The organism is Verrucosispora sioxanthis (genome assembly GCF_010560025.1).
Taxonomy (GTDB): domain Bacteria; phylum Actinomycetota; class Actinomycetes; order Mycobacteriales; family Micromonosporaceae; genus Micromonospora; species Micromonospora palythoicola.
In genome coordinates, this window is the sequence record NZ_SAIY01000008.1 from 256,016 (window position 1) to 274,335 (window position 18,320).

Sequence of the window (18,320 nt, forward strand, 5' to 3'; positions counted from 1 at the left end):
TTCACTGATTTCCCCCATTCCTTGTCGAAACCAGAGGTGGGCGGCGCGAATTCATCCGATCGAACTTCCCGCCGCCCGGACGTCTCAGCCGCGCTCGGCCATCCTGGTCATGTATTCCGCCACCTCGCGCTGCCCCCCGGCTGCTTCCTGGAAGTGTCGGCACACCTGGCCCTGTGTCTCACGGTTCTGTTCCTGACTGAGCTTGAAAATCGCCTCGGAGCGGGTGACGGTGAAACGAAAGGCGCCAACCCCGGGCAGAATCCGGCGGAAGTGGCCCATCGAATCGGTCATGTCCCAACCGTTTCCGAAGTCGGCCTCCAGAGTCCCCGCGGTCGCCCGCACCACCGACAGCGTCTCCTCCGCGGACTCGATCGGCTCGATCACGCCGCGCAACTGCACCGCGGTGTAGTTCCAGGTCGGCGCCGCGGGCGTGAACGGGTACAGCGTCGGCGAGACGTATCCGTGCGGGCCGGCGAAGCTGAGCACCGCGGGCGTGCCGGTGCGCAGCGCCTTCCACTGCGGATTCGCCCGGTTCATGTGACCGAGCAGCGTGGTGCCGGTCAGGTCCGGCGAGTCATGGGCGGCCGCGGCCGGATCCGCGATGACCGGCAGGTGAGTGCCGAACGGCCCGTCCGCGTCGGCACCGTTGGTCATCAACAACGCCAGCGGATTCCGCCGAACCAGCTCCCGGATCCACTGTGGGTCCGGCTCCCGGTACATGCTGGGCACAAACATGACGCTCCACTCCTCCGCGAGATACGACGACGGTCAGTTCGCCGCCATTGCCTCCCGCAGACTCCGCGGGCGCAGGTCGGTCCAGTTCTGCTCGACGAACTCCAGGCAGGCGGCCTTGACGTCCGCGCCGAAAACGACCCGCCAGCCGGCCGGCACCTCGGCGAAGACCGGCCACAGGGAGTGCTGGTCCTCGTCGTTGACCAGGACGTAGAAGCTGCCGTTCTCGTCATCGAAAGGGTTCGTGCTCACGTGCCACCGTCCTTGAGATCGTCGCGAAATGACTCGGGTTCGAATCGAGATGACGCCCGACATTCAACGGCCGCCGAATAAATGCCAGGTCATCGTAGGCGCCGGCCGCGGATACCTGTCAAGGATGGTGATACCCCTGTTCCGGAGGGCTCTCCCCCAACCATTTACGGGGCCCCTGTCGCAGAAACGGTCCCGCCGGGCCGGGCCCCTATTCTCGGCCGGCAACCCCTATAGGTGGCTTCGGGACGTAGACACCGCATTGGCGACAAATACGCTTACTACTCGGCAGACGCTGAGCCGAACCATCCTGAGAGGGACGCCGGTGCCCGATCACGGCGGACGCGCTGCGTTTCGGACACGACGAGGACGGTGGAGAAGTGAGACGTTCAGCGGTTTCTGTTTCAGGACTGCGCAAGAGCTACGGCGACAAGGTGGTCCTCGACGGCATCGACTTCGACGTCCCCGCGGGATCGGTCTTCTCCCTGCTCGGCCCGAACGGGGCGGGCAAGACCACGACCGTGAACATCCTGACGACCCTGCTGCGAGCCGACGCCGGTACGGTGCACGTCGCCGGACACGACGTGACGACCGCGACCAGGCAGGTGCGCTCGGCCATCGGCGTGACCGGCCAGTTCGCCGCGGTGGACGAGCTGCTGTCGGGCCGGGAGAACCTACGCCTGGTCGCCGACCTCAAGCACCTGCGCACCGGTGACACGGTCGTCACGCGGTTGCTGGAACGCTTCGACCTGGTGGCGGCGGCGGACAAGCTGGCCTCGACCTACTCGGGCGGCATGCGACGCAAGCTCGACCTGGCGATGACGCTCGTCGGCAACCCGGACATCATCTTCCTGGACGAGCCGACGACCGGCCTCGACCCGCGTAGCCGGCGCACGATGTGGAGCATCGTCCGCGAGCTGGTCGCCGACGGCACCACCATCTTCCTGACCACCCAGTACCTGGAGGAAGCCGATCAGCTCGCCGACCAGGTGGCGGTCCTCAACGAGGGCCGGCTGGTCGCCCAGGGCACCCCCGAGCAGCTCAAGCGCCAGGTCCCCGGCGCACACCTGCAACTGCGGTTCGCCGAGGTGCACGACCTCGACGCGGCGGCCCGGATTCTGGGCACCGTCACCCGGGACGACGACGAGCTGACCCTGCAGGTGCCACACGACGGTGAGCCGCGGTCGCTGCTGGCCCTGCTCAACCGCCTCGACGAGCAGTCGATCAATCTCCGGGAGTTCGCCGTACGGACCCCCGACCTCGACGACGTCTTCCTGTCCCTGACCGAGCACTCCGCCACCAGCCGCCCGCGTGAGGAGGCGATCGTACGATGAGCAGTGTCGCGACCGCGTTCGGTGACTCGACCGTCATGCTGCGCCGCAACCTCCGGCACACCCTGCGCAACCCGACCACCGTGTTCAACGCGATCCTCTTCCCGATCGTGATCATGCTGATGTTCGTCAAGGTGTTCGGCGGCGCGTTCGACGTCGGCTCCAGCTACATCGACTACGCGACCCCGGGCCTGCTCGTGATGGCGGTCAGCTACGGGCTGGGGGCCACCGCGACGGAGGTGAACTCCGACATGACCAAAGGCATCATCAATCGTTTCAAGGTCATGGACGTCTCTCGGGGTTCCGTGCTGACCGGGCACGTGATCATGACCACCCTGCGCTGCCTGGTGGCCTGCGCCGCCATCATCGGGGTTGCCTTCGGGTTGGGCTTCCGCCCCAGTGCCGGTCCCGTCGACTGGCTCGCCGCGATCGGCGTGATCGTGCTGCTCGGCTTCGCGGCCGGATGGCTCACCGTGGCGTTGGGGCTCGCCGCGAAGACCGTGGAGTCGGCCGGCATCGCCACCGTACCGCTGATCATGCTGCCGTTCCTGAGCAGCGCGTTCGTGCCAGCGGACTCGATGGGAGCCGGCATGCGGCAGTTCGCGGAGTACCAGCCGTTCACCCCGATCATCGAGACGCTGCGCGGACTGTTGATGGGCCAACCCTCGACCGGTAGCGCGTTGGCAGCCGTCGCCTGGTGTCTCGGGCTGGCGTTCATCGGATACCTGTGGTCGGTCTCCACCTTCAACAAGCGGGCGTGACACACCGAGCCTCGACAATGTAGTTGGGCTCGGGCACCACCGGGGCGAAACACCTCCGGTACCTCGGCCCCGTGGCGCCGGCTCGACGAACGTTGATCGCCGAGCCGGTGCCGCACGGTCCACCTGCCGCACCGACCGGCCAACGCTCACCACCGCGGCACCCGCCTCTCTCCCTGGGAGTGACAATGACAGCGAACCCCGTCGAAATCGCCGACCTGCGCAAGTCGTTCGGCTCCGTCAAAGCGCTCGACGGCCTGCACCTGACCGTCCGTCCCGGTGAGATCGCCGGATTCCTCGGCCCCAACGGCGCCGGGAAGTCGACCACGATCCGGGTGCTGCTCGGCCTGCAGCGCCGCGACTCCGGTACCGCCCGGCTCTTCGGTGGCGACGCCTGGCGCGACGCCGTGGCCCTGCACCGCCGGCTCGCCTACGTTCCCGGTGACGTGAGCCTGTGGCCCAACCTCACCGGCGGCGAGGCCATCGACTACCTGACCCGGCTGCACGACACTTCCGATCGGGCGGAGCGCCGAAAGCGCAAAGCCGCCCTGCTGGACAGCTTCGAGCTCGACCCGACCAAGAAGGCACGCACGTACTCGAAGGGCAACCGCCAGAAGGTGGCGCTCGTGGCCGCCTTCCTCATCGACCCCGAGCTCTACATCTTCGACGAGCCGACCTCCGGCCTGGACCCCCTGATGGAGGCGGTCTTCACCGAGCACGTACAGCGGGTCAAGGACGCGGGACGGGCGGTGCTGCTCTCCTCGCACATCCTGAGCGAGGTGGAGAAGGTCTGCGACACCGTCACGATCATCAGGAGTGGTCGCACGGTCGAGTCCGGCACCCTCGCCGAGCTGCGACACCTGACCCGTACCACGGTCAGCGCGCTGGTCGTCGACGACCCGGCGGCCATCACCGGACTCGCGGGTGTCCACGACGTCACCACCACCGCCGCGAGCGGTGACGTCACCAAGGTCGACCTCTCCGTCGACAACGCACAGATCGGCGCGGTCCTGGCCGCGCTGTCGCGGCTGGACGTACGCGGTCTCACCGCCACCCCACCGTCGCTGGAGGAACTGTTCATGCGGCACTACGGCGCGGACCCGACCGCGGCGGCGCCCCGGAACGTCGAGGCGGTGGCCCGATGAGCACGCCGACCGCCGACGTCGCTCGGCAGGCGCCGCCCACCCGCCCCGCGACGACGCGGACTCCGGCAGCCACCGCCGCGCTGGCGGGCACCGGCTACCTCCTGCGGTTCATGTTGCGACGCAACCGGGTCCGACTGGCGGTCTGGACGGGCTCCCTGGTGGCGTTCTGCGGTTACTACGTGGTCGCCATCGCGGCGGTCTACCCCACCGCCGCCGACCGGCAGAACCGGGCCGACTCGATCGCGAACGCCGGTGGCACGCTGCTGGCCGGACCGGGTTACGGGCTGGAGGACTACACCATCGGCAGGATGTTCGCCAACGAGATGGCGCTGTGGTTGATGGCGCTCCTGGCGACGATGAACATCCTGCTGATCGCCCGCAACACGCGCGCCGAGGAGGCGAGCGGCCGCACCGAACTCGTCCGGGCCCTGCCCATCGGGCGACACGCGGGTACCGTGGCGGCGTTCCTCATGGTATTGATCGCAGACGCCGCCTTCGCCCTGTTCGGCAGCGCGCTCATGATCAGCGCCGGGCAACTCGCCGCGGCGGACACCTTCACCCTCCTGACCGGGGTGGCGCTCACCGCCCTGGTCTTCGCCGCCATCACGACGGTGACCAGCCAGCTGACCGTGCACAGCCGCGGCGCCTCCGGCCTCGCCTTCGCGGCACTCGCCGCCGCCGTGCTGATCCGGGGCATCGGCGACATCCAGCAGGAACACGGCAGCTGGCTGTCCTGGCTGTCCCCGATCGCCTGGACACAGCAAGCCAGACCGTACGCGGACGTCCGGCTCTGGCCGCTCGGCCTGAGCGTGCTGGCGATCGTCGTGGTGCTGGTTGTCGGGGCCGTCCTGGCCTCCCGGCGTGACCTCGGGGGTGCCCTCCTGCACGGCAGGCCCGGCCCCGCCGCCGCCGCGCCGTCGCTGGCCAGCCCGTTCGCGCTCGTCGTCCGCCAGCAGCGCGGGGCCTTGCTGTGGTGGCTCGTGGGGTGTGTGGCGATGTTCGGCCCCGCCGGACTGTTCCTCGGCGCGGACTCCGGTGACGCCCTCCAGCGGATCGCCGAACAGAACGAACTCACCGAGACCATCTTCGGCGACGACCCGATCATGGCGTTCCTGGCCATCATGATGCTGCACAACGCGCTCGCCGTGGCCGTGTTCACCACCGCGTCGGTGCTGCGCGTGCAGACCGAGGAGGACGAGGGCCGGCTCGGGCTGGGGCTGTCCCGGCCCACGTCGAGGACCAACGCGCTGCTCGCCCACCTGGCCGCCGCCGGGATCGGCGCGCTCGTGCTGCTCGTCGCCGGTGGTGCCCTGCCGCTCTGGCTCGGCGCCTCTCTCTCCGGCGGCGACACCAGTCTGCTGATCCTGCTGAAGAGTGCCGGTGCGTTCGCGCTCGGCATCGCGGTCCTGATCGCCGTCACCGCGGCGCTCTACGCCTGGGTTCCCCGGGCGAGCGCGCTCGCGTGGGTGTTCTGCGGGATCATCGTGGTGGAGCGGTTCTTCGGATCGGTCCTCCAGCTACCCACGGCGGTCAAGGCCCTCTCGCCGTTCTGGTGGGTCGGCAGCTACCCGAACGCGCCCCTGGATCCGGCGCACCTGGTGGGTCTCGGCGTGGTCGCGGCCGCGCTGTCGGCCCTGGCGGTGGCCGGTTTCCGCCGGCGTGACCTCAGCGCGGGCTGAGCACCTGGTCGACCGCCCAGCGTCGGGCGGTTCCCGATGGCCCCGGCCCGACGGCCGGGGCCATCGGCGCTACGGTCACGGCGACCACCAACCCCAGGTTCACCCGGTGGACGCCGGCGGCCGCCGGGCGTACCAGCGACGGCCCGGGGTGGCGGTGACACCGTGCACCACCGTGCTCGCCACCACCGCCAGGCTCCCGGCAGCCCACAACCGGGGGTCGGCGACCCCGTTGTCCTGACTGTGCGTGAGATAGAACAGCGCCGACACCCCGACCGGGCCGAACCAGCCGAGAAACACCGTGCTCCGCCAGGACATCCCCAGGAGCGGCTGCAGCGCCAGCACCACCGGCAGCCGGCGCAGCAGCAGCACCGCGACGGCAAAGGCGACGACCGGCCACCCGAGCTCGACCCAGTCGCGCCACGGCACCTCGACGCCGAGCAGGAAGAACAGCGGCAACACCAGGTAGCGGGTCAGTGCGTCGTCGAGTCGCTGCTGCGACGCGCGGGAGCGGCCACCGACGACCCCGTTGTACGCGAGACCAGCGACGAAGACCGCGAGAATCCCGTCCGTGTACGCCAGCCGGGCGACTCCCAGCGCGGCGACGCCGAGCACGATCGTGAAGACCAGCAGGGAGCCCCGGTCCACGTCCTCCCGCTTCTCCGCGGCCAGGATGGCCCGGCCGGCGGTCCAGCCGACGGCCACGCCGATCACCAGCGCGCCGGCGACCGCCCAGATCACCTCCACGAGAGCACCACGCGACGACCCGGACGTGACGGCGGACAGGGCGAGCACGACGAAGGCGAAGGCGAGGCCGTCGTTGGCGCCGGACTCGCCGCTGATGACCTGCCGCAACCGCGCCGGGAGTTCCCGGACGGCGGGCCGACCGGAGACGACGCTGGACGCCAGCACCGGGTCCGTCGGTGTCACGCACGCGCCGAGCAGCACCGCGAGGGCCAGCGGAAGACCGAGGACGACCCAGGCCAGACCGGCGCTGACCACCGCCATGCCGACCATCGCGACCGCGAGCAGCACACCAACCGGACGGATCACCGACCGGTAGTCCGACAGCGGAAAACGCAGCGCCACCGCCATCAGCGAGATGGCCAGCAGTATCCGACTGGCCTCCAACATCAGCACCGTCGTCTCGCCGGCGGGCAGGTCGATCAGGCCGAACACCGGACCGGCGAGGACACCCAACGACAGCGCGAGCAGCGGCTCACTGACCGGTGCCCGTCGCACGGCACTGGACCAGAAGGCCAGCAACAGCGCCAGGACCCCCACCAGGGCGTAGCTCAGATGCAGCCGATTCATTCCCGGTCGTTACCCGTAGCCTCCCGCGGCATACCAGCCGGCCGCCGCCCCGACGGGTGGACCGTCCCGGTCCTGGACCGCTCGGTCCCGACCAGCCCCGGTGAGGTCGCCACGGCCTGGATGCCGCACCCGGCCGAGGACGGTGAGCAGACGCCCTTTCTTCCTGCTCAGGCGTCGCCGGAGACCGATGCGGGCGTCGGCGTCGATGCGGCCGGTCGCGGGCTCGTCCGGACCGGCAGCCGAACGGCGAACCGGGCACCCCGACCGGGGTGGCTGCGGGCGTCGATGGTGCCCCCGTGCCCGGTGACCACCTCCCGCAGCAGCGCCAACCCGAGCCCGGTATGCCGTTTGTCCGGGCCCGCACCGCTGTGGAACCGGTCGAAGATCCGGTCGGCCGGATCGAAGCCGTTGCCGGTGTCGGCGACGATCAGCTCCGCCACGTCGTGGGCGGGCAGCCGCACGGTCACGTCGATCCGCCCGCCGGCCGGCGTGTGGGTCAGGGCGTTGGTCAGCAGCTCACTGATCACCCGCCGCAGCGCCGATTCCACCCCGGAGACCGGGACCGGCACGTCCGGGCGGCTGAAGGTGAGCAGCACACTCTGCTCGCCGGCCCGGTCGTTCTCGGCGAGCACCGCGGCCTCGGCGACGGCCGCCAGGTCCACCGGATCGGCGACCGCACCGTCACCCGGCGCCGCGGCCAGCCGGGCGGAGAGCAGCAGGTCGTTGACGACCTCGCCGAGCCGTCTGGTGGTGCCGGTCAGGCGGTTCAGCTCCGACTGGTACTCCACGGGCACACCGGCCGCGCGGGCCCGCCGCGCCAGCAACTGGGCCCGGGTGTGCACCTGCGCGATGGGCGTACGCAGTTCGTGGCTGACGTCGGCGATGAACCGGCGCTGCCGGGCGAGGGAGTCGGCCAGCGGCGCGACGGCGAGCCGGCCCACCACCGCCCCGCTGGCGACGGCCACGACCAGCCCGAGCAGTTCCGCGACGGCGAGCGCGACGAGCAGGTGACGCCGGTCGGCGAGCTGGTACCGGGCGTCGAAGATCGCCTGCACGACGTCCTCGCCACGGGTCTGGGTCAGCACGAAGTAGACCGTGCCGTGGCGCTCGATCGTCGTCTCGGACGGGATTCCGGTGCGGGCCGTGGTGCTCATCGCCGCCGCGAGCGGGAACCCGGACGGTGCCGGCACCGCGCCGCCGGAGATCTCACCGTCGTGGAGCAGGAAGAGCCAGGTGCAACCGGGTGGACCGGACGGGTCGCCCCGGCTGGCCGTGTAGGCGAGTTCCCGCTTGATCTGGCGCTCCTGGCCACGGATCAGCATGCCGTAGGAGAGCACGCCGACCGCCGTGACCAGGACGGTCACCGCGAGCCCGACCAGCAGGCCGACCCGGCGACGGGCCCGGGCCACCACGATCCGCTCGGCCGCCAGCCAGGAGAGGCCGGCGGGCGCCGTCCGTGCCCTTCGCCACGGTGTCACAACTCACCGAGCCGGTAGCCGAGGCCGTGCACCGTGCGGACCGCCGTCCGGCCGAGTTTGCGGCGCAGGTAGTACACGTAGGTGTCGACGATGGAGGTGGCCTCCGCCGCGTCGAAGACCCGGCGGCGCAGCTCGGCGCGGGTGTGCACCGACCGGGGTCGGACGGCGAGCACGCGGAGCAGTTCGAACTCCCGGGCGGAGAGCGCCACCCGGCGGCCGTCGGCGAGCACCACGTCGCGCAGGCCGAGGTCGAGTCGGCCGGTACCGATCGGCAGCGCCTCGGCACCGTCCGACGTGCGTCTGCACAACGCCCGGATCCGGGCGCTCAGTTCGTCCAGGTCGAACGGCTTGATCAGGTAGTCGTCGGCGCCCGCGTTCAGGCCGGCGACCCGGTCGTCGACGGTGCCGAGCGCGGTGAGCAGCAACGCGCGGGCCCCGATCGCGCGGGAACGCAACCGGGTCAGCAGGTTGAGCCCGTCGAGCGCCGGCAGCAGCCGGTCGATCACCATCACGTCGTAGGGCCGGGTGAGGCCGAGGTGCAGGCCCCGTTGCCCGTCTCGCGCCACGTCGACCTGGTAGCCCTCGTCGGCGAGTACCTCGGTGAGCATGTCCGCGAGTTCCGCGTCGTCCTCGACCAGAAGCAGCCGGTGTACGCCTGGTGATACCTCGCTTACCTGTAGCACATGTCGAGAATCCCACACCCGTCCGTGGTATTGATTGTGACCAATGTCTCTATGTTGTTGCGCCGGAGATCATTCCGGTCGGTCCGCCGTGGTCATCGCCGGATCTCCTCGAAGTAGCTCGCACACAGGCGCTGGCGCCGGGCGTCGAGCACCATCCAGGTACCGAGCACGAGTTGGACGAGGCTGCGCCACACGTCGGACCAGCGGTCACCCCAACGCATCACCGCCAGCCGGAACCGGGCGGGCGGGCTGGCCCCGGTCGGGACGAGGAAACACGGTCCGCGGTTCGGCAACGACCGGGTGTGCCGCACGGTGGAGACCAGGGCGTACCGGCGCAGCACCTCCCGGGTCACCGCACGCATCATCACCGGCGCCACGCCGCGTGCCGGGCAGGCCCGGTTGGCGGTGACGCCGAACGGGACGAAGTGTGCGGCACCGCGCTCCAGGGTCAGCCAGCGGGCCGGCTCGAACGTGTCGTCGGCCGCCGGTCCGCTGCGCTGGTAGGCGAGGTAGTTGAACAGCAGCACCGAACCGGCGGGGATGGTGAGTTCCGGGTCGACCTCGATCGGGCCGGACGTGATCCGGTGCGCCACCCCGAAGAGCGGATGTACCCGCAGTGTCTCGTCGATCACCCGGTCCAGGGCCGCGTCACCGTCGGGGTCGTCGAGGGCGGCGACCAGGTCACGCCGCACCGCCGGATGCTGCGCCACGGCGAGCAGGAGGTGTGCCATCGCCTCCGACATCTGCACCACGGCGGTGTTGAAGAAGGTGCCCTGCAGGTACCAGGCGGTCTCCTCGGCGGTGAACGGTTCCGGCAGCGTCACCGGTGCCGTGCCGGCCTCGACCCGGGCGCGCAGATAGCGGGTGAGCCGGTCGCGCCGATCCAGGTGTCGCAGCCCGCAGCACTTGAGCGCGGTGACCACGTCGTCGGCGTTGGCCACGATCAGCGCCCGTACCTCCGGCGGGCACGCCGCCTCGAAGACGAGTTCGTAGTAGACCTCCGCCCAGATCGGCATCATCAGGTCCCGCAGCCGGACGCGGCGGGTCCGGCCGGCCGGCAACTCGTCGAGAATCCGTCGGGTCGCCGCACCGGCCAGCTCGGTCGAACGCCGCTGCGACACCGCGACCACACGTCTGGTCGTCCGGGCGACCGTGCGGTAGCGCTCCCCCGGCTCCAGGTGTTCCTGGTGCATCTGCGGACCGGGTGCCAGCCAGTACCAGAACAGGTCGGACAGACCGGCCCCCCGACTACGCCCGCTGGCCGCCGGATGGGCGTAGATCCGTGCGAAGTGCTCGGGCCCGATCCGGGGACCGGGCACCGGGATCCCCTCGACACCGTTGACCCGCCTGAAGATCCACTCTCGGAGCCGGACCACCGCCGGCGGCAACCGGCGCGGCAGCAGCCACCCCACGGTCAGCAGACCGGCCAGCCCGCACCACAGCACCAGCGGCCGGGTCATACCGGTACCCGGTCGAGGACCATCTCGCGGGTCAGGTCTGCGGGGCGGACCGCGCCGGCAAGCGTCATGGCCCGGGTCAGCTCGGCACGGAGCAGGTCGAGCAGCTGCCGCACTCCGGGCTCGCCGCGGGCCGCCAGCGCCCAGACCACCGGTCGGCCGATCCCGACCGCGACCGCCCCGAGCGCCAGCGCGGTGAGGATGTCGGTCCCCCGGCGGATCCCGCCGTCGAGCAGGACGGGGATGCGTCCCCCGACCGCCGCCACGACCGCCGGCAGCGCGTCGATGCTCGCCGGTACCCCGTCGAGCTGCCGCCCACCGTGGTTGGAGACCAGTACGGCGTCCACGCCGTGCGTGACCGCGAGGCGGGCGTCGGCGGGGTGCAGGATCCCCTTCAGCACGATGGGCAGCCTGGTCGTCTCGCGCAGCCACTCGATCCGGGCCCAGTCGAGAGTGGCGTCCATGACGATGTCCCGGACCCGGCCGCTCTGCGGATCCCGCATGTTCTCGCAGCAGCAGCCGGGCGGCAGGTCGAGGAAACCGTTGCGCAGGTCGCGGTCGCGGCGGCCGAAGACCGGAGAGTCGACCGTGACCACCAGGGCGCGGCAACCGGCCGCCTCCGCCCGCCGGATCACCGAGGCGGTGAAACCCAGATCCGGCTGTGGATAGAGCTGGAACCACAGCCGCGCCGCTGGGCCCGCCGCCCCGGCGACCGCCTCGATCGGCGCGGTGGCGGCCATGCTCACCACCATCACGGTGCCGGCCGCCCCGACCGCCCGGGCCGTCGCCACCTCCCCCTGTGGATGTGCCAGCCGGTGGAAGGCCGTCGGCGACACCAGCACCGGCATCGGCAGCGTCTCACCGAACAGCTCGATCCGCAGGTCGCGCTCGCCGCCGCCGCGAAGCACCCGGGGCAGGATCCGATATCCGTCGAAGGCCGTCTCGTTGGCCCGTAGCGTGCGCTCGTCCCCGGCACCTCCGGCGAAGAAGTCCCGGTGCACCGGATCGAGCCGCAGCCGCGCCTCCGCTTCCAGGTCGTCGACCCGGTGCAGCGGAGGAGGATCGGCGGTGGCGGCGCGTCCCGGCGTCGCCTGTGCGGGCACCGACGACACGGTCAGCCCACGGTGCCGGACAGGCAGCGGTGCAGGAAGGCGACCAGCGGCGCCCGGTGCACCTGCGGCTTGTTCCACTGGTTCTCCAGGTTCTCCGCCAGATGGTGCTCGGCCACCACCCGGCCGCCGCGCCGGTGGCGCACCACCGGATGCAGATACGCCGCGTCGTGGGCCTGGCCGGCGACGTCCTGGGCGATCCGGCGCACCGAGATGTCGAAGGGGTCGACCTGGTCGTGGTCGGGACCGTACTCGAGGGTGACGACGAACGCGTGCTCGACCGGATGATCGGCGGTCGCCAGCCCGGCCTGCCCGAGGTGGTCGACCGGCACCTCCTCGTGGTACCGGGCATCCGACCCGGCCACGGTGACCACGTCGGCGAGCACCGCGAACTGCTGCCAGAGACCGGAGGACCGGTTGACCCGCTCGATGATCGCGTCGGCCACCGCCTCGGCCGTCGCGTCCAGTTTCTCCGCCGGCCACGGATTGTCGTGGTAGCGGTGTTCGAGGATGCGGTGCAGTGCCCGCACGCCGTACCGGAAACCGTGGACGAAGCCGTTGGTGGACCTCTTGAAGTCGCGTTCCTGGGTCAGCGTGCCGGCGAAGAACAGGTCCGGGACGTTCACCGACTCGAATGCCGGGGTCTGGGCCGGGAAGCGATCGTTTATCACCAGCTCCGGACGACAGTCGTCGGCGAAGATCGACGCGTCGAAGCGGAAACCGGTGCAGGCCAGCACCCGGTCGTACCGCAGCTCCTTGACGACCTCGTCGGCCCGGGAGAAGCCGAAGGCGACCCGGTAGCCGGCGTCGTCACGCTCGATGCCCCGCACGTGTCCGTCCAGGATCGCGTTGGCCGACTTGAGCTGGTAGGTGTCCAGGAAGTTGTTGTTCACCGCCCGCAGGTGCCCGACGTAGTGGGTCCGCCACGCCATCCGAACCGGACTCGGCCCCGCCACATGCACCAGCGTGGTCGTCTCCATCAGCGCGTCGGCGGTCTCGAAGGCGGAGTTGCCCTTGCCGATGATCAGCACCCGTTGGTCGAGGAAGTCGCGCGGGTCGACCGACATCGCGTCGTACCGCTCCGCCAGCTCGATGCCGGGGATCGGCGCGACGTAGGGCTGCGAGACACCGGTCGCCACGACGACCCGGCGAGCCCGGTACGTCGTACCCTCCTCGTCGGTGACCAGGAAGCCGGCGTCGTCGGGCCGGGCGACCCGGACCACCCGGCTTCGGTAGCGGATCCGGACTCCGGTGGCCGTCGCGAAGTCCGCCAGGTAGCGGACCATCACCTCGGCGTCGGGAAAGTAGCGTTCGGTGTAGCGGGTGAAGCGCAGCGCCGGGTCGTCGCTGAGCAGGGAGTTCCAGTCCAGCCGCAGGTTCAGCTCCGGATCGTCGGTTCCGGTGTGCGGCTTGTTGATCGAGATGAGTTGGCGGTGCCGGGGAAACCGGGTGAAGAAGGCGCCGGGGACGTCGGCGGACTCCAGTACCAGGTAGTCCCGGCGGCCGTCCCGTTCGAGCAGCGCACCGAGCTGAAGCCCGGCCGGTCCCGCCCCGATGATCAGATAGTCGAGCATCTCTCCGGTCACCAGGCGACCGTACGAAGGCGAACTCAGAGAAAAATCAGCCGTCGATCCCGGCCGCCGCCGTCGGCGCCGGCCAGTGCGGTGCCCCGGTCAGCAGGTCGAGCAGGTCGGCGGCGCGACGGACGTCGTCGTCGAGCGGCCGGTCCGGATCGATCGCCGGTACGGTCTCCGCGAGCCGCTGCAGCGCCGCGACGCAGGCCGGCGCGGTCGGGGTACGCGCACCGACGTGGATCGCCTGACGCAGCCCCACCGCGAGGGTTCCGCAGATCAGCCGCAGCAACCGTGCCTGGTCCACGGCGCGCAGCGCGGCCTGGGTGCCGAACGGCACGACGTCCTGGTTGTGCAGATTCGTGGGCAGACTCTGCATCCCGGCCGGGGTGGCCTGCCGACGGATCTCCGCGACCATCGCGGTCGAGGCGAGCTGGGCGCCCTGCAGCCCGTGCTGCCGTCCCGGACCGGCCGCGAGCATCGGCGGCAGCCCACCGTTGCGGGCCGGGTCGACCAGGAGGTCGAGCTGACGCTCGACGAGGTTGCCGAGCTGGGCGGCCACCGTCGCCAGCAGGTCGGCGGCGAAGGCCGCCGGCTGACCGAAGAAGTTGCCGCCGTGCAGCACCAGGTCCTCGTCGGGGACGAACACCGGGTTGTCGCTGACGCTACGCAGATCCGACTCCACCACGCCGTCGACGTAGCGCAGCGCGTCCTCGGCCGCCCCGAGCAACTGCGGGGTGCAGCGGATGCTGTACGCCTCCTGGAGCGGGCGCCCGCTCGACGGCACCGCTCCGGTCAGGCACCGCCGCATCCGGGCGCCGACGTCGACCGCGCCGGGGTGCCCGTACGCGGCCAGCAGCCGGGGATGCAGGAACTGGCCTGGATCGCAGCCGAGCACGTCGACGAGCAGGCAGCTCAGCAGCTGGGCGGCCCGGTGCGCGCGGCGGACGTCGTCCAGGGCGAGCGCGGTGGCGGCGGTGGTCAGCGAGGTACCGTTCACCAACGCCAGCGCGTCGCGTCCGTCGAGCAGCAACGGTGTCAGCCCGGCCCCGGCCAGCGCCTCGGCGGCCGACATCCGGTCACCGTCCAGATAGGCCCAGCCCCGACCGCGCAGCGACTGGGTGGCGTAGGCGAGCGGAATGAGGTCACCGCTGGCCCCGACGGAACCGAGGCGCGGCATCGCTGGCACGAACGTCGTACCGAACATCGCGGCGAGCCCCTCGACCACCCGCGGCGAGACGCCGGAGGCACCCTGGCCCAGCGACCAGACCCGGACCAGCAGCGCCGCCCGGACCACCGCCGGGTCGATGTCCGGGCCCTGCCCGGCACCGAGGTGGGCGAGGGTGTTGTCGCACTGGTCCGCGTCGTCGTCGCGGCCGGCGAACCCGACGAGCGCGCCGAACCCGGTGGTGGCGCCGTAGACCTGACGGTCGTCGCCGAGCACCTCGCGCAGGTGCTCGCGGGAGCGTCGCACCCGGTCGCGTACCTCGGCGGTGAGTTCGACGGTGACTTCGGTCGCGGCCCGACGCAGGTCCGACACCCGCAGCGGGCGGGCCAGGTCGATCGGAGCGGCCACGGCGGACACGGTGTGGGTCGTCATCGGGCCGACCGTAGCCGTGGATTCTCAGAGCGGTCTGAGTTATCTCTGATGACCGGTGGCTACCGTCCGGCACATGACGCACGCCTATCTGATCATCGGCGCCGGGCCGGCGGGACTGCAACTCGGCGCGCTGCTCGAACGCGACGGTCATGACTACGTCGTCCTGGAGGCCGGCGCCGCGCCCGGCACCTTCTTCCGCAGCTATCCGCGGCACCGCAAGCTGATCTCCATCAACAAGGTCCACACCGGTTCCGACGATCCGGAGTTCAACCTGCGGATGGACTGGAACTCCCTGCTCAGCGACGACCCGGAGCTGCTGTTCGGCCGGTACAGCAAGCGCTACTTCCCGGCCGCCGACGACCTGCTGCGCTACCTCGCCGACTTCGCCGAGGCGACCGGAGTGCGGGTGCGCTACCAGACCCCGGTGGTCCGGATCGGCCGCGACGACGACGGCTTCCACGCCCTCGACGCCCACGGTCACACCTGGCGGGGACGCCGGCTGGTCGTCGCGACCGGCGTCTCGCGGTTGTACGTGCCGGCCATCGACGGGATCGACAACGCCGAGCGGTACGACACGGTCAGCGTCGACCCGGCCGACTTCGTCGACCAACGCGTCATGATCATCGGCAAGGGGAACTCCGGCTTCGAGACCGCCGACGCGCTGATGGAGACCGCCGCCGTGGTGCACCTGGCCGGTCCCCGCTCGGTCCGCTTCGCCTGGCAGTCACACTACGTCGGGCACCTGCGGGCGGTGAACAACAACTTCCTCGACAGCTACCAGTTGAAGTCGCAGAACGCCGTCCTCGACGGCACGGTGGAGAGCATCCACCGCCGGCCCGAGGGCGGCTACCTGGTCCGCTTGCGGTACGCCCGCACCGTCGAGGCGATCCGGGAGATCCGCTACGACCGGGTCATCGTGTGCACCGGATTCCGGTTCGACGCGAGCATCTTCGACGACAGCTGCCGGCCCCGGCTGGTCATCGACGACCGGTTCCCGGAGCAGACCTCGGCGTACGAGTCGACCACGGTCCCCGACCTCTACTTCGCCGGCACCCTCACCCAGCAGCGGGACTTCAAACGGTCGACGAGTGGCTTCATCCACGGCTTCCGGTACGGGGTCCGGGCGCTGCACCGCATCCTCGCCGCCCGCTACCACGACGCGGACTGGCCGACCACCCGACTGGCGGCGACCGCCGAGGCGATCACCGACGCGATCATCGCCCGGATCAACCGCTCCTCGGCGCTCTGGCAACAGTTCGGGGTGCTCGGCGACGTGGTGACGGTACGCGACGACACCGCCTACTACCACGAGGAGGTGCCGATGGCGTATCTCGCCGACGGCGGACTGGGCGGCGGCGGCTGGGCGCTCACCGTGACCCTCGAGTACGGGCCGGACCACGACTGCGTCGACCCGTTCGACGTCGCGGTGCCCCGGGTGGCGGAGAACGACGCGTACGCCGCGCACCAGGCCACGTACCTGCACCCGGTCGTGCGGCAGTACCGGGACGGTCAGGTGGTGGCGGTGCACCACCTGGCGGAGAACCTGGAGAACGAGTGGAACCTGCCCACCGTGCACCAGCAGCCGCTGACGGTCTTCGTCAAGGAGTCCCTGGCCGGCGTCGCCGCTGCCGCGGGAGCGTCCGGGTGACCACGCACCCGTTGCCGGGCTACCCGCAGGCGATCCTCGACCTGTTGGCCGGCGGGCGGGACCGGCCGGTCTTCGAGCACGGCTCGCGCATCGTCCACGCCGACGAGGTGGCCGAACTGGTCGCCCGGATCGCCGCCGGTTTGCAAGCGGCGGGAATCGGTCGCGGTACGGGGGTGGCGGTGCTGCTCGGTGTGTCCCCGGAGGCGTTCGCCGCCGTCGTCGCGGCACACGTGGTCGGCGCCCGGGTCGCCGGGGTACGCCCCGGACTCCCCCACGACCACCTGCGGCACCTGCTCGGTCACCGGATCGCGGCGGTGCTCGTCGACCGTTCGACCGTGACCCCGCAGCTGCGGGCGGTCACCGCCGGCCTCCCGCTGCTCGGCGTCGGCCCGGTCGACGGGACACCCGACCTGACCGTCACCCCGGCCGACGGCACACCGCCGGTCCCCGCCGGGCGTCCGGACGACATCGCCCGGGTCGTCTACACCAGCGGCAGCACCGGCAACCCGAAGGGCTGCCTCCAGACGTACGCGTCCCTCGACGCTGCCTGGGCGGCGCACCCGGACCGATGGCCGCCGGCGGTCCGCGACCTCGCCGGCCACCTCGACCGCTACCTGGTCTTCGGCTCGCTGGCCAGCCAGGTGATGCTGGAGTACGGCATTCTCACCCTGGCCGCCGGCGGCACCATGGTGATCGCCGAGCCACCCCGCGCCGGTGTGCCGTTCTTTCCCGACGCGCTGGTCCGGCACCGGGCGAGCGCCAGCGTGATCACCGTGGGCCGACTGGCGAAGCTGGTCGCCGCCCAGCGCGCCGCGCCGACCGACCTTGGCGCGCTGCGCGCCCTGTTGGTCTCCGGCTCCCCGCTGCACCCGGCCCGGCTCGCCGAGGCGCTCGATGTGCTCGGGCCGGTCGTCTACCACGGCTACGGCCAGACCGAGACCGGCATGATCGCCATGCTGACCCCGGCGGAGATGCTCGCCGCCCCGGCTCTGCTCGCCTCGGTGGGCCGCCCGCCGGCCGTGGTCGACGTACAGGTCCGCGACGCCGACGGGCGGCAGGTCGTTCCCGGCGTCGAGGGGGAGATCTTCGTCCGCACCCCGTCGCAGGCCAGCGGTTACTGGGACGACCCGACGGAGACCACCGAGGTCTTCACCGGCGGCTGGGTACGCACCCGCGACCGTGGTCGGCTGGACGACGACGGCTACCTGCACCTGCTGGGGCGGTCCCGGGACGTCGTCATCGTCAACGCCGACCTCCGGTACGCCGGCCCGATCGAACGTGTCCTGGCCAGCTGCGCCGATGTCGCCGAGGCGTACGTGGTGGCCGCACCCGACGAGGACACCGGCGAGGCGGTGCACGCCTTCGTGGTCCCCGCCGCGGGCCGGCAACCGGATCCGGACGTGCTGCGCGAGCTGGTCCGACAGCAGCTCGGCGAGCCCAGCACTCCCCGGACGATCACCTTCATCGCCGAGGTGCCGGTCACGGCCGCCGGCAAGCCCGACAAGCGACGCCTGGCCGGCTCGCTCGACGCGCACGACGCCGCCGGCTGACCGGCGGCGACCCTGCCCC

General features: G+C 71.2%; 15 protein-coding genes. 6 read left to right on the top strand and 9 right to left on the bottom strand.

The features are described 5' to 3' along the window. Window positions 1-84 precede the first annotated feature (84 nt). Together ENC19_RS22590 and ENC19_RS30570 are read right to left on the bottom strand one after the other, a co-directional pair. Entirely contained in the window at window positions 85-735 is a 651-nt protein-coding gene (locus ENC19_RS22590; protein WP_164449083.1) for an FMN-binding negative transcriptional regulator, read from the bottom strand. 33 nt (window positions 736-768) lie between these two features. Further along, window positions 769-984, bottom strand: a complete 216-nt coding sequence (locus ENC19_RS30570; protein ID WP_164449084.1) for an MbtH family protein — start codon at window positions 982-984, stop codon at window positions 769-771. Window positions 985-1,361: 377 nt separating this feature from the next. Here ENC19_RS30570 and ENC19_RS22600 point away from each other — a divergent pair, with 377 nt between their 5' ends. The 4 genes from ENC19_RS22600 to ENC19_RS22615 all read left to right on the top strand — a co-directional run bounded on the left by ENC19_RS22600 (window position 1,362) and on the right by ENC19_RS22615 (window position 5,894). Next, a complete protein-coding gene (locus tag ENC19_RS22600; RefSeq protein WP_164449085.1) occupies window positions 1,362-2,315 on the top strand; it encodes an ATP-binding cassette domain-containing protein in 954 nt (317 codons plus the stop codon). Continuing rightward, on the top strand, window positions 2,312-3,073 hold the full coding sequence (locus ENC19_RS22605; protein ID WP_164449086.1) for an ABC transporter permease: 762 nt from the start codon (window positions 2,312-2,314) through the stop codon (window positions 3,071-3,073). Before ENC19_RS22600 ends, ENC19_RS22605 begins: the two co-directional genes overlap by 4 nt. Window positions 3,074-3,258: 185 nt before the next feature. After that, entirely contained in the window at window positions 3,259-4,215 is a 957-nt protein-coding gene (locus tag ENC19_RS22610; protein WP_164449087.1) for an ABC transporter ATP-binding protein, read from the top strand. Continuing rightward, window positions 4,212-5,894, top strand: coding sequence for an ABC transporter permease (locus tag ENC19_RS22615; protein ID WP_235945005.1), 1,683 nt, complete (start codon window positions 4,212-4,214; stop codon window positions 5,892-5,894). The genes ENC19_RS22610 and ENC19_RS22615 overlap by 4 nt, the downstream gene beginning before the upstream one ends. A gap of 99 nt (window positions 5,895-5,993) precedes the next feature. On the opposite strand, the gene ENC19_RS22620 is transcribed toward ENC19_RS22615, so the two are convergent. The 7 genes from ENC19_RS22620 to ENC19_RS22650 all read right to left on the bottom strand — a co-directional run bounded on the left by ENC19_RS22620 (window position 5,994) and on the right by ENC19_RS22650 (window position 15,103). Further along, window positions 5,994-7,205 (bottom strand): cation:proton antiporter, encoded by a 1,212-nt coding sequence (locus ENC19_RS22620; protein WP_164449088.1) that lies wholly within the window; start codon window positions 7,203-7,205, stop codon window positions 5,994-5,996. Between the two features lie 167 nt (window positions 7,206-7,372). Next, window positions 7,373-8,683, bottom strand: coding sequence for a sensor histidine kinase (locus ENC19_RS22625; RefSeq protein WP_208020987.1), 1,311 nt, complete (start codon window positions 8,681-8,683; stop codon window positions 7,373-7,375). Beyond that, a complete protein-coding gene (locus tag ENC19_RS22630) occupies window positions 8,680-9,366 on the bottom strand; it encodes a response regulator transcription factor (RefSeq protein WP_281603673.1) in 687 nt (228 codons plus the stop codon). The genes ENC19_RS22625 and ENC19_RS22630 overlap by 4 nt, the downstream gene beginning before the upstream one ends. A gap of 92 nt (window positions 9,367-9,458) precedes the next feature. Beyond that, on the bottom strand, window positions 9,459-10,826 hold the full coding sequence (locus ENC19_RS22635; protein WP_164449089.1) for a cytochrome P450: 1,368 nt from the start codon (window positions 10,824-10,826) through the stop codon (window positions 9,459-9,461). Continuing rightward, complete coding sequence (locus ENC19_RS22640) at window positions 10,823-11,926, bottom strand: alpha-hydroxy acid oxidase (protein ID WP_281603672.1); 1,104 nt, start codon at window positions 11,924-11,926, stop codon at window positions 10,823-10,825. Before ENC19_RS22640 ends, ENC19_RS22635 begins: the two co-directional genes overlap by 4 nt. 11 nt (window positions 11,927-11,937) lie before the next feature. After that, complete coding sequence (locus ENC19_RS22645; protein WP_309245980.1) at window positions 11,938-13,518, bottom strand: FAD-dependent oxidoreductase; 1,581 nt, start codon at window positions 13,516-13,518, stop codon at window positions 11,938-11,940. 34 nt (window positions 13,519-13,552) lie between these two features. Then, a complete protein-coding gene (locus ENC19_RS22650; protein WP_164449090.1) occupies window positions 13,553-15,103 on the bottom strand; it encodes an aromatic amino acid ammonia-lyase in 1,551 nt (516 codons plus the stop codon). A gap of 73 nt (window positions 15,104-15,176) precedes the next feature. On the opposite strand from ENC19_RS22650, the gene ENC19_RS22655 reads away from it, so the two are divergent. Both ENC19_RS22655 and ENC19_RS22660 read left to right on the top strand, forming a co-directional pair. After that, on the top strand, window positions 15,177-16,751 hold the full coding sequence (locus tag ENC19_RS22655; RefSeq protein WP_164449091.1) for an NAD(P)-binding domain-containing protein: 1,575 nt from the start codon (window positions 15,177-15,179) through the stop codon (window positions 16,749-16,751). Continuing rightward, entirely contained in the window at window positions 16,748-18,301 is a 1,554-nt protein-coding gene (locus ENC19_RS22660) for a class I adenylate-forming enzyme family protein (RefSeq protein ID WP_328824346.1), read from the top strand. The genes ENC19_RS22655 and ENC19_RS22660 overlap by 4 nt, the downstream gene beginning before the upstream one ends. The last annotated feature ends 19 nt before the right edge of the window (window positions 18,302-18,320 follow it).

Bases quoted from the DNA above. Each gene is read 5' to 3' on its own strand.
- ENC19_RS22590 (WP_164449083.1), bottom strand. From the start codon at position 735: ATGTTTGTGCCCAGCATGTACCGGGAGCCGGACCCACAGTGGATCCGG.
- ENC19_RS22605 (WP_164449086.1), top strand. From the start codon at position 2,312: ATGAGCAGTGTCGCGACCGCGTTCGGTGACTCGACCGTCATGCTGCGC.
- ENC19_RS22610 (WP_164449087.1), top strand. From the start codon at position 3,259: ATGACAGCGAACCCCGTCGAAATCGCCGACCTGCGCAAGTCGTTCGGC.
- ENC19_RS22615 (WP_235945005.1), top strand. From the start codon at position 4,212: ATGAGCACGCCGACCGCCGACGTCGCTCGGCAGGCGCCGCCCACCCGC.
- ENC19_RS22620 (WP_164449088.1), bottom strand. From the start codon at position 7,205: ATGAATCGGCTGCATCTGAGCTACGCCCTGGTGGGGGTCCTGGCGCTG.
- ENC19_RS22635 (WP_164449089.1), bottom strand. From the start codon at position 10,826: ATGACCCGGCCGCTGGTGCTGTGGTGCGGGCTGGCCGGTCTGCTGACC.
- ENC19_RS22650 (WP_164449090.1), bottom strand. From the start codon at position 15,103: ATGACGACCCACACCGTGTCCGCCGTGGCCGCTCCGATCGACCTGGCC.
- ENC19_RS22655 (WP_164449091.1), top strand. From the start codon at position 15,177: ATGACGCACGCCTATCTGATCATCGGCGCCGGGCCGGCGGGACTGCAA.